At 39.9% G+C, this 11,779-nt stretch carries 5 protein-coding genes and 2 pseudogenes; 4 read left to right on the forward strand and 3 right to left on the reverse strand.

The window, feature by feature from the left end; all coding sequences use genetic code 11:
* Window positions 1-94 precede the first annotated feature (94 nt).
* Window positions 95-3,274, forward strand: a complete 3,180-nt coding sequence (locus tag DTA23_RS15285) for a TonB-dependent receptor (RefSeq protein WP_112375185.1) — start codon at window positions 95-97, stop codon at window positions 3,272-3,274.
* 141 nt (window positions 3,275-3,415) lie between these two features.
* On the opposite strand, the gene ctlX is transcribed toward DTA23_RS15285, so the two are convergent.
* Window positions 3,416-4,366, reverse strand: a complete 951-nt coding sequence (gene ctlX, locus DTA23_RS15290) for a citrulline utilization hydrolase CtlX (RefSeq protein WP_112375186.1) — start codon at window positions 4,364-4,366, stop codon at window positions 3,416-3,418.
* 574 nt (window positions 4,367-4,940) lie between these two features.
* Between ctlX and gcvP the strand changes: the two genes are divergently transcribed.
* The 3 genes from gcvP to DTA23_RS15305 all read left to right on the forward strand — a co-directional run bounded on the left by gcvP (window position 4,941) and on the right by DTA23_RS15305 (window position 9,731).
* Window positions 4,941-7,814: an aminomethyl-transferring glycine dehydrogenase gene (gene gcvP, locus DTA23_RS15295; protein WP_112375187.1), complete on the forward strand. Its 2,874-nt coding sequence runs from the start codon at window positions 4,941-4,943 to the stop codon at window positions 7,812-7,814.
* A 206-nt stretch (window positions 7,815-8,020) separates the two neighbouring features.
* On the forward strand, window positions 8,021-8,677 hold the full coding sequence (locus tag DTA23_RS15300) for a hypothetical protein (RefSeq protein ID WP_070562550.1): 657 nt from the start codon (window positions 8,021-8,023) through the stop codon (window positions 8,675-8,677).
* 226 nt (window positions 8,678-8,903) lie between these two features.
* Entirely contained in the window at window positions 8,904-9,731 is an 828-nt protein-coding gene (locus tag DTA23_RS15305) for an N-acetylmuramoyl-L-alanine amidase (RefSeq protein WP_112375188.1), read from the forward strand.
* Window positions 9,732-9,806: 75 nt separating this feature from the next.
* On the opposite strand, the pseudogene DTA23_RS29245 reads toward DTA23_RS15305, so the two are convergent.
* Together DTA23_RS29245 and DTA23_RS15315 are read right to left on the reverse strand one after the other, a co-directional pair.
* A pseudogene (locus tag DTA23_RS29245) lies at window positions 9,807-10,169 on the reverse strand (isopentenyl-diphosphate Delta-isomerase); the annotation flags it as partial.
* A gap of 249 nt (window positions 10,170-10,418) precedes the next feature.
* A pseudogene (locus tag DTA23_RS15315) lies at window positions 10,419-11,729 on the reverse strand (nicotinamide mononucleotide adenylyltransferase).
* Window positions 11,730-11,779: the final 50 nt, after the last annotated feature.

Below are 11,779 nucleotides of genomic sequence, written 5' to 3' on the forward strand. Positions count from 1 at the left end.
TGAAATGCTTTGTTTATAATTTCATAATATTTCGTTTAGCTTCTGTTTACAGTTCCGATGTAGTTTTGCTTTCATTATCACAACCAACAACTAAATGAAAGAATTTCTACTTACAACGTGTGCCATCGCACTTGGAACAGGGTTGTACGCACAAACGACCCAAGCCGGGTTTTCCGGAAAGATTACGGACGAGAACAACAAAGGGGTTCATGGTGCTTCCATCGAAGTACGGAATGAATCGACCGGTTTCACAACGAAGACCTCAACCAATGCAAATGGTGATTTCAACTTTAAGGAGTTGCCTTTAGGTGGTCCCTATACCGTCAAAGTAACTTATATAGGTTATGGCGAACAAGTTCGTTCGGGATTTAATTTAAATCAGGGTGATATTGTACGCTTGACCATTCCTATTCAAAACACGTCGAATGTATTGGAAACTGTTGAATTAACAGGAATAAGTACGCTGAAGAATAAAATAGAAAATCTAGGTGCCGCTACCGCGGTTACAGCCAGGGATATCGCGAAGTTGCCTGTCAACGGCCGGAATTTTACGTCGCTAATGGATTTGTCTCCTTTGAGTAAGGGAGATAATATCGGTGGCCAGTTGGGCTCTTCTACCAATTTTACCATCGATGGTATGAATGCCAAAAATCCGACTTCTGCAGGTTCGACAACCAGCCGTAGCGGCGCACCTTTCTCCATTTCGATAGAAGCAGTCCGGGAATTTAAAGTGGTCACCAACCAGTATGACGTAACCTACGGAAGAGCGGGCGGCGGAACCGTTAGTGCGGTGACCAAACAGGGAACAAATCAAACGCACGGAAGCGCTTGGCTTTATTCAAGGGCCGATTGGTTGTCCAGTCCCTACGATATCAGAGGAAACAAACGAAGCAATGATTTTTCTACCTATCAATATGGATTTACATTGGGCGGTCCGATCATTAAAGACAAATTGCATTATTTTGTTGCATGGGATCATCAACGGGATGCCCGCCCACTGATTATTGCGGATATCAATTCTGAGGCCGACGAGAAGAGATTTAATGTTACTAATGCCACCTTGGATGAGTTTGTTAATATTGGACGTAACAAGTATGGATTGGGCAATGAACGTCAATATGGCGCTTTTGATAAAAAGCGAGGGTCTGACGCGATTTTTGGAAGAATTGACTGGCAAATTAATGAGAAAAACTTATTGACGATCCGAAATAACTTTACAAGTGATAATAATAAGTTGGGATTACAGGATAATAAGCCAATTACCTTGTATGAATCTTACGGAAATGATAAAAACATTGATAACAGTCTATTGGCAACTTTGCGTACGACTATTTCACCTAAGGTAACAAATGAATTGAAAGTACAACATCTCTATACCTATCAAAAAAGTAGTCCAGGAGATCTTTTACCTAGTCAAAATATTCCCCGTGCAATTGTAGAGGATGCAGTATCTAAGGTCGCTGGAGAAGATAAAAAGACCACATTGCAATTGGGCGGACATCGTTTTGCACAGGAATCTTTTAAAAATAATGTATTTCAGCTTGTTAATAATATCTATTACAGTACCGATAATATCAATTATACCTTTGGGGTCGACTTGATGTATACCCATGCAAACTCGATTTATGGAAGTGAGGTCAATGGACGCTTTCACTTTAGGCCGAGTGATGGAAAGACAGCCATGCAAAACTTTGACGACATGAAGCCATATGCTTATTATCGTGAAGTTCCTTTGGTAAGTGATCCAGCTGTGGTCGGTAAGATATTCAATGCCGGTGCATATGGTCAGTTACAGACCAAGTTGGCACAGGGGTTGGATCTAGTTGCGGGATTACGATTGGATTATGGTCATTATCCAACCTCTCCTTTGAATGAAGAATTGCTGAAAGAAGTTGGGGTACGTACAGATCATAAATTGAAATCTTTTGTTGTACAGCCGCGTTTCCAGATGACTTGGGATGTGAATGAAGAACGAAAGGACTTTTTCCGGATAGGAGCAGGTGTTTTCGCTTCAGATATTAACAATTATATGACCATCAATAACTTGACTTTTGACGGTAAGCATTTTGCGACGGTTGATGTCCGAGGTAATGATGTACCTACACCTAATTTTGTGGGCTATAGAAAGGACCCGTTAACAACACCAACATTGGCGCAGTTTCAAGTACCTACGATCAATACCTATGGACCCGACGCTAAAATTCCAGTAGTCTACAAGGCAAATGTATCTTATACGCATTTCTTTACCGAAAAGTTAAAAGCGAGTCTTTCAGGGTATATGAATCTTGGGCGTAATAACTATATGTATGTGGATCGTAATATGGTGAAAGATCCGTTCTTCAGATTAGCGAATGAAGACAATAGGGGAGTTTTTGTTCCTGCGGCATCGATTGTTGATGGGGCTCCGGATTGGAAAAAAGGAAGGATTTCCAATAAATTCGGCCGCGTACTAGAATTGAACTCTGAAGGAAAAGTGAATCAGTTTGCAGTCGTATTGGATGCAAGTTATCAATATTACAAAGATGGATCTATATCGGTTAGCTATACCTGGAATGATGCGAAAGATAATACTTCTTTCAATGGAAACGTGGCGAATACAGCGACCTTATCTTTGGCAGTAAAAGATGATCCGCGCGATTTGAGCAAGATGAGTTATTCGAACAATCAATTCCGCAATAAGATTGTGATCTATGGCACTTTACCAACATTTTATGGTGTCAGCGTGGGAGTACGGTACTCCGGTATTGGCGGTACGCGATACAGTTTGTTGGCCGGCGGAAATATAAATGGAGACTTTGTTGCTGGGGACAATGATCTGGCCTTTATCTTTGATCCCAATAATCCCAATACGTCAAAACAGCTGATTACTGGATTGAATAATTTGTTGAATAATCCAGAAGCGAGTCAGAGCCTTAAAGATTTTATTAAAAAATATCAAGGTAAAATAGCTGAGCGTAATGGTGGAGTGAATGGTTTTTATGGCTTGATCGACCTTAGAATCGCTAAAAAATTCAATTTATATAAAAACCATGCATTGGAGGTATCGGGAGATCTTTTCAATGTTGCCAACTTATTTAAGAAGACTTGGGGCGTAAATGAGTCTTTGGGTAATCAAAATCTATATGCTTTAGGCGGAAAGGATGCCGCGGGAGAGAAATTGGTGCCTTTTGATGTTACGAAACAGCAGTTTAATTATAATGTAAACAACTCTGGAATTGTATCACCTTCGGGTAACCCTTATCAATTCCAATTGGGATTAAGGTATTCGTTCTAATCACATAAAACGATATAAAATACACTTTTCATGGCGAATCCCTCAAAAGCAATAGTTTTGAGGGATTCGTCTTTTATATTCATTAGATCTAAGCTTATCGAGGTCTACATGCAATAGGGTTTGTAGGCAGATCTTTAATCGCTATACAAGGACTTTTTCTTTCGGAAGAAAAACTTCGGCCATCATGTGACGCACACTTCCGCCACCACATGTTTCGATAACATGAAGATCCTGATGAATAATTTTGCCATGCTTTTCTAATTGCGCTGTTTGGTATAAAGTCAATGAGGATAAAGCCTGATTGCTCAGGACAATAAACCGATTCCCATATTTGTTTCTCACTTGGAGGCAGTTTGCCGCAAAAGATTCGAGTTGGTTCTCGTTGATTTCAATGATCTCCTTGCCTGTATCTTTCAAACTTTTCAGCAGGGTTTTGAGCTCGGCGGGATCGTCAATTGCCTGCGGACATAAGATAGCGAAGTCTTCGCCTACGGCTAGCACCACATTGGTGTGATAGATAGGTCTCCGCTCTCCATGGACAGTTTGGAAGGCGTGAAATACAACAGGTGTATAGTTTTCAGTTCTGCAATATTCATCGAGCATACTTCTGTCTGCCCTTTCGGATAAGGCACAGTAGGCTATACGGTGCGCACGGTCCAAAACGAGTGCGCCAGTGCCTTCCAGATATTGTTTGTTGTTTTCGGCTTCACTGAGATCCTTAGTTAGTTTTACATAATAACCGTTTTGCTTCAATGGACCTTCGAAATCCAATAAATGTTCTTTTCGACGATTTGGAGCAAACATAGGATAGAAAATTATTTTTCCATCCTGATGAAAGGAGACAATATTATTGGGGAATATACTGTCGGGGCTTTCTGATTTTTCGTCGTCCTGAATGACAGTCACCAAAATTCCATGTGACTTCAATTCATTTACTAGCGCGTCAAATTCTCCTTGCGCTTCTTTGTTGACTTCTTCTGTACTGAGATTTTCGATATCCTTTTGGAAGAAGTTGTTGACCGCAGTCTGTTCATTTTTACGGAAGACAGAGGGTCTTACTAAAAGAACGCTGTCTGTTACCTGTTTTCTCATGGTTTATAATCGTTACTTCGCTGTTTTATATTCGTTAAAAAGAAATGATATTCGTTTTTTGTGATAATTTACATTTGTCAAAAGAGATGCTTCCCTAGCTGGATAATGTTTTCTTTGTTAAGATTTCTGATCGCAACATACCCTTGATATCAGTTGTTCTTAGCAAAAAAGTGTATATCGTTATTTCGAAGTCACTTTACAATTGGTACATATACTAATTTATTGAAAATTCATGGGCATTGCAAAAAGGATAGTGAAGTAATGAAAGAAATGCGGGGGTGAAATAGCAGATAACCCTATCTTTTTTTAAAATTGTGGCAAGCGATTGTTGTATTGTTTGTTATATTTATAATGAACAACCTGTATGTTTGAGGTTATTCCAAAAATTAATTGACAAAGACAATCGATTGCATTTCGGTAGCTCAGTAAAACTGACTTTTTATCCACTTTTTTGCTTCGTTTTCAGTCATTTATTTTGCTATCTTTGCTCATCCAAAAAACGACTGTTTATAAGAGAGTTAATTGCCTAATTATTATGTCGCTAACTATCTATAAGCGTTAACTTTTTGCACACATGAGCAATATACACTTCCAAGAAAAATTCGAAAGTCGCCACAATGGCCCAAGTCCAGTTGAAGCGAATGAAATGTTGGCTAAATTAGGCGTTTCGTCAATTGACCAGCTTATTGACCAAACGGTCCCTTCTCAAATTCGTGCTCCAAAGCCTTTAAATCTTCCCAAAGCATTGTCTGAGGTAGCCTATTTAAAGCGTATTGCGGAAATCGCTGAGAAAAATAAAGTTTTTAAATCTTTTATTGGTCAAGGTTACTACGATGTAATCCTTCCGGGCGTCATTCAACGCAATGTATTTGAAAACCCAGGATGGTATACGCAGTATACGCCTTATCAGGCGGAGATTGCACAAGGTAGGTTACAAGCTTTATTGAACTTCCAGACTGTAATTTGTGATTTCACAGGTTTAGAAATTGCCAATGCCTCTTTGTTGGATGAAGCTACGGCTGCAGCTGAAGCCATGTTTATGCTTTATTCAGCTCGGAAAAATAAAGATGCTAATGTTTTCTTGGTGTCGAACAATGCCTATGCGCAGACGATTGATGTATTGAAGACCCGTGCTTTGTCTTTTGGTATCGAGCTTAAAATTGCGGCTATTGCTGAATCAGAATTAACAGACGATGTATTTGCTGCATTTGTTCAATATCCTGCTGCTGATGGCTCCATTGTCGATTATAAATCATTTGCGGCTACAGCTCACAGTAAGCATATTACCGTGTGTGCGGCGGCAGATTTGATGAGCTTAGCATTATTAACGCCTCCGGGAGAATGGGGTGCAGATGTTGTTGTTGGTAATTCCCAACGTTTTGGTGTACCGATGGGCTTTGGTGGTCCTCATGCAGCCTATTTTGCGACACGCGACAGCTTTAAACGTAATATCCCTGGTCGTATCATCGGTGTTACTTCCGATTCAAATGGAAAGTATGCATTGCGTATGGCTTTGCAGACTCGTGAACAACACATCCGCCGTGATAAAGCTTCTTCAAATATTTGTACTGCACAAGCTCTTTTAGCGATTATGGCTTCTTTCTATGCCGTGTACCATGGCCCAGAAGGAATCAAAAATATAGCATCACGTATCAATGCTTTGGCCAATCTGTTGGATCAAGCATTACAGTCGTTGGGTTATACGCAATTGAATGCGGCTTATTTTGATACTTTACGTGTAGACTTAGGTGCACATGCTGGTGCTTTGAAATCTGAAGCATTAAATAACGAATTAAACTTCTATTACAATGGTTCGGAAGTTTCAATTGCTATCGACGAAACAACCACATACGAAGATATTAAGACGATCGTCAAAGTATTTGCTAAAATTCAAGGTAAAACATTGAATGACGTAGATTTCGATGCATTAGAAGAGAATTTAGGTTCTTCAATTCCTGCCGATTTAGTACGTACTTCTGCCTACTTAACACATCCAAATTTTAATAGCTATCATTCTGAACATGAGATGTTGCGCTATATCAAATCGTTGGAAGCAAAAGATTTATCGCTTTGCCACTCGATGATTCCATTGGGCTCATGTACGATGAAATTGAATGCTACAGCTGAAATGGTGCCAGTTACATGGGCGAGATTTGGTGGTTTGCATCCATTTGCTCCTGCAGATCAAACTTCTGGATATATGCAAATGATTGGCGAATTGAACGATTGGTTGTCTGAGATCACTGGTTTTGCGAAGATGAGTTTCCAGCCAAATTCAGGAGCACAAGGCGAGTACGCTGGTCTGATGGTTATTCGCGCTTACCATGAAAGCCGTGGTGATCACGGACGTAATATCTGTTTGATTCCTGCTTCTGCACACGGAACGAACCCTGCTTCTGCTTCTATGGCTGGATTGAAAGTGGTTGTTGTGAAATGTGATGAATTGGGAAATATCGATATTCCAGATTTAAGAGCAAAAGCGACTGAACATGCTGCAAACTTGAACTCACTGATGGTGACTTATCCTTCTACACACGGTGTATTTGAAGAGTCTATTATTGAAGTCTGTGAAATTGTTCATGCAAATGGTGGTCAGGTTTACATGGACGGTGCTAACATGAATGCACAGGTTGGATTGACAAGCCCAGGCCATATTGGCGCTGATGTTTGTCACTTGAACCTCCATAAAACATTCTGTATTCCTCACGGTGGAGGAGGTCCAGGTATGGGGCCTATCGGTGTTGCAAAACACTTGGTTCCTTTCTTACCTAACCACGAAGTGGTTTCTACTTCTGGTGAAGAGGGCATCTCTGCCGTTTCTGCAGCTCCATTTGGTTCAGCATCAATCTTGCTTATTTCCCATGCCTATATTTCGATGATGGGTGGTGAAGGTTTGACAAATGCGACAAGAACAGCAATATTAAATGCAAACTATATTAAAGCGCGTTTAGAAAATGCATATCCAGTACTTTATTCAGGTACTAACGGACGTTGTGCACACGAAATGATCTTAGATTGCCGTGGATTCAAAAACTTTGGTATCGAGGTTGCAGATATTGCAAAACGTTTGATGGATTATGGTTTCCACGCACCAACTGTTTCTTTCCCTGTTGCAGGAACATTGATGGTTGAGCCTACTGAATCTGAGTCTAAGGCTGAATTGGATCGTTTCTGTGATGCATTAGTTGCTATCCGTGAAGAGATCGCAGCGGTTGAAGCAGGAGCGGTAGATCAAGCTAACAATGTACTGAAACATGCACCACATACTGCTTCGGTTGTAACCGCAGACGAGTGGGATAGACCTTACAGCCGTCAAACAGCCGCATACCCATTGGAGTATGTAAGAGAACGTAAATTCTGGCCTTCGGTAGGACGTGTAAACGACTCTCAAGGTGACCGTACATTGATTTGTTCGTGTCCATCAATTGAAGAGTACGCCGAAGCATAGTCTCGGTAGCTATAATATAATGAAGGCCTCTATATTCGTATAGAGGCCTTTTTTTGTGCAATCTGTTCAGGTGCGTGTGTAAAAGAAAAATAGAACGGTACTCTGGTTAAATTCTACCGGCGAAGGATCGTATACAAACAGATTTTAAAATTTAGATTAATTATATTATTTTGTTCTTTTTGGCGTTTTAATTAAAACTGATAATCATGAAAAGACAATGGAAAGTAATGCCTGTTCTCTTAGGACTGGGCCTTTTGGTCGCGAGCTGCGGCAACAGCAAATCCAGTGAAGGGAGTGAAGATGCTAAGGAGAAAGAGGCTGGGATTTCGGATGTAGTTAAAGGAGTATCCAACTTGGATAACCTGAGTGATGGAGCAAAAAAATTGGAAGACCTTCAAGCCAAACTTAAATCCGAAAAACCATTAAGTTCGGAAGAGTTGAAGGCTTTTTTACCGGAAAGCTTAGATGGTTTAAAAAGAACTTCCTATTCTGGCGGATCCATGTATGGGGCAGAGGTTGTATCTGGAGAGGCGACATATACTGTAGATAACCAAAAGGAAATTAAAGTCAATATTATTGATGGGGCGGGCGAGACAGCTTCGGCAATTGTGGGCTTAGCGCAAATGGGCTTCATGGTAGATTCAGAGAAAATTACAGATACTGAAATAGAAAAAACTGGCGAGTTTGAAGGCAAACGGGCAAAAACAACGGATAGCAAAGGAGTGGAAGGCTCAACGGCGAAAAGTTCCGAAATAAGTTATCTCGAGAAAGATCGCTATTTAATTACCCTTCGGGGAAATGGGTATAGCCTGGACGAGCTAAAAGGTTTTTTGACAAAATTAAACCTCAGCGCACTAAAATAATAAAAACGTAATTATACTATAAAGAAGAAATGCATAGTTGATAGGGAAAAGCTCAAACATTGGTTTGGGCTTTTTTTTAAACTGTATTGTCCCAGTTTAACAACCAACATTGTCCCATATATGCATGAGAAAAGAGCGTTTGGAAAATATCCCGGACAATAAGATGGACTTAATAAATTTGTTTTTATTGGCAAATTTGCCTTAGTTTGTGCTGAAACATTTCAATATGAAGATACTAAAATTTTCCATCAATCTTTGTGTCGCAACGGCATTATTGGCTTCCTGTGCGGGGGGGAAATACGCAAAGACTGAAAAGGTATATAAGAAGCAAGCAAAAGAATTGTCAAAACTCTATAAACAATCGCCTGTTACCGGTCAATTGGAGAAGGTGAATGTCAAAGATCAACAATGGATCGCCTCGATTAATTTCGGTATCCGTAAGCCCAATTTTGTTGTTATTCATCATACAGCACAGGATTCCTTGGGACAGACCATCCGTACATTTCATTCCGCGAAAGCAGGTGTAAGCTCCCATTATGTGGTTGGTCGGGATGGACAAGTAGTGCAGATGGTCAATGACCTCTATCGTGCACATCATGCGGGCTTGGGGAAATGGGGCAATGATACGGACCTCAATTCTTCTTCCATTGGTATCGAGCTCGATAATAATGGGACTACTGATCCTTGGACCGATGCCCAAATAAACGCCTTGACGCAGTTGTTGACTTATTTAAAAACGACTTATAGAATTCCGCAGGCAAATTTTATTGGACATATGGATCTGGCACCAACCCGAAAAAATGATCCGTCACGTTTTCCTTGGAAAAAACTGGCTGATCAAGGATTCGGCTTTTGGTATGAGGACTATTTAGAGGTGCCTCCAGCAGACTTTAACCCAAAAATGGCATTACGTATCATCGGATACGATGTGAGTAACCTGGATGCAGCAATAAAAGCATTTAAGATTCACTACGTTCAGCAGGACGTAAATACAGCGTTCATGGGAGAGAATGATCTTAAAATTCTGTATTCCATCTATAAAAAATTCTTATAGCGATTCGCTAAACTAAAGGAAAAAAAAGATCCTGCTTTTTAAAAGGCAGGATCTTTTTTGTATGGTATATGACCGTTATAATTTGTTTTTATATATACTGAAATACGTATCAAAAGCACGTTCATAGATGAGTTTGAACCAGGGCGTAAACTGCTGGGGTGCCTGTTGTATTGCATCTTGAATTTCCCGTTGATTCATGTATTTTGTTTCGGCAACTTCTTCTTCGTTAAATTCTGGAGTTCCATTAAATTTTCCAAATAAGACATAATCGAATTCATGCTCCGTAAGTCCGTTGTCAAATTGAGCCTTATAAACGAACGAGAAGGTATCTTGAAGGTCCATTGCTGTAATGCCCAGTTCTTCCATTAAGCGCCTTTTGGCGGCCTCTACGTTAGTTTCTCCCAGACGCTGATGCGAGCAACAGCTATTGGTCCAAAGTCCGCCACAGTGGTATTACTTAATGCTCTTGTTGCAGGAGCAATTCGTCTTGCTCATTGAACAAAAATACACTAAAAGCACGGTGTAATAGCCCTTTTCATGGGCTTCATATTTCTCCATGCTACCAATCATCCTGTCATTGCTGTCAACCAGTATTACATTTTCTTGCTTCATAAGGCACAAAAATAAATATAGCCCAATTTAAGAAAATAGGGCTATATAATAAATTATAATTTGGAGATAATCTGCTTATACGGTTTTTACAAATTTTTCGTCGTAATTTTCAATATCAATGATGTAGCCGTTTTTAATTAAGAATTCAAATAAAGGTTTGGCTTCTTCAGAAACCGGCATATTGTGCGTCGTAATAATCTTATTTTCTTTTTCAAGAGATAAGGATATGCATAGAGTTTCACATTTTGTTGAACATTCCAGAGATATAGGAAAGGAGTTCATTTGTGTATAGCTCTTTATTATAATTATCTGAATTGAAAATGTTCTTTAAATTGTAAACGTTGGTTGCAATTCCAATGTTTTTGGGCTTAAAGTTGCTTATAAACTCTGCTAAATGATTATTTCTTCTAAAGTTGCTCACGATAATATTATTGCCTGTTGCACATAATTCGTCAGCTCTAGAAGCAAATTCCTGAAGGTCCTCACCCGTAATTTCATGCGTGTCTTCCAGGACATTCCCATCAGCACCTCAATTAATACAATGGTGTCTGCGTCAGTTGCACCCGTATTTTTTTTGAACTGTTCAACGGCAAGATTGAAGAGATCAAAGTTTGGAAGGGATTTCTGACGGTATTTGGTACGAAGTAAAATAATGTTCTTTTTGTACAGATAATCTTTGATTTGTACTGCTTTGCCATCAGGCTGGAATATTGCGGCTTTAGCAAATCCCTTTGCGATCAGGTATAAGTTGATGAGACGTTGGTTGACGTTTTCAAACAGCGGTCCGTTTAATTTAACCAGGTCAATCTCAACGGAACCAACAGAAAGGTTATCGACCAATGATTCGATCATGGTCTGCACATTGTCTGTATAATAATAAGCTGCAAATAACAGGTTAACACCAATGATACCTAAAACTTTTTGTTGTAATTGGTTGTCGCTGTCTAGCAGTCTTACATGGACAATAATATCATTTGTAGGGCCTCCCACTTCATGCTGGAAGCGAAGTCCGATCCAGCCATGAGGTTCATTTGTCTTCGTGAAATTGAGCGTTGTTACGGTATCTGCAAAGGCAAAGAATTTTTTGTTGCAGTATTTATCGCCATGAAGCCGTTGGGTAAGAAGATCGAATTCATGGGAGAGCATTTTCTTTAAACGTGTTCTGCTGACGTAACGACCATCAGCCTCTTCACCATAAATCGCATCACTGAAAGCCATGTCGTAAGCCGACATTGTTTTAGCAATTGTGCCTGATGCTGCTCCTGCGTTGAAAAAGTTACGTGCGACTTCCTGTCCAGCACCGATTTCTGCAAAGGTTCCATAAATCTCTGGGTTCAGATTTATTTTCAGGGCCTTTCGTTTGGTTTCAAAAATTTCTCTTGCCATGACGCAAAGGTACAAAAATCAGCATGCTAGTGAAAATTAAAAGTATGAAT

The organism is Sphingobacterium multivorum, assembly GCF_900457465.1.
Classification (GTDB): Bacteria; Bacteroidota; Bacteroidia; order Sphingobacteriales; family Sphingobacteriaceae; genus Sphingobacterium; species Sphingobacterium multivorum.

Bases quoted from the DNA above. Each gene is read 5' to 3' on its own strand.
- DTA23_RS15305 (WP_112375188.1), top strand. From the start codon at position 8,904: ATGAAGATACTAAAATTTTCCATCAATCTTTGTGTCGCAACGGCATTA.
- ctlX (WP_112375186.1), bottom strand. From the start codon at position 4,366: ATGAGAAAACAGGTAACAGACAGCGTTCTTTTAGTAAGACCCTCTGTC.
- DTA23_RS15300 (WP_070562550.1), top strand. From the start codon at position 8,021: ATGAAAAGACAATGGAAAGTAATGCCTGTTCTCTTAGGACTGGGCCTT.
- DTA23_RS15285 (WP_112375185.1), top strand. From the start codon at position 95: ATGAAAGAATTTCTACTTACAACGTGTGCCATCGCACTTGGAACAGGG.
- gcvP (WP_112375187.1), top strand. From the start codon at position 4,941: ATGAGCAATATACACTTCCAAGAAAAATTCGAAAGTCGCCACAATGGC.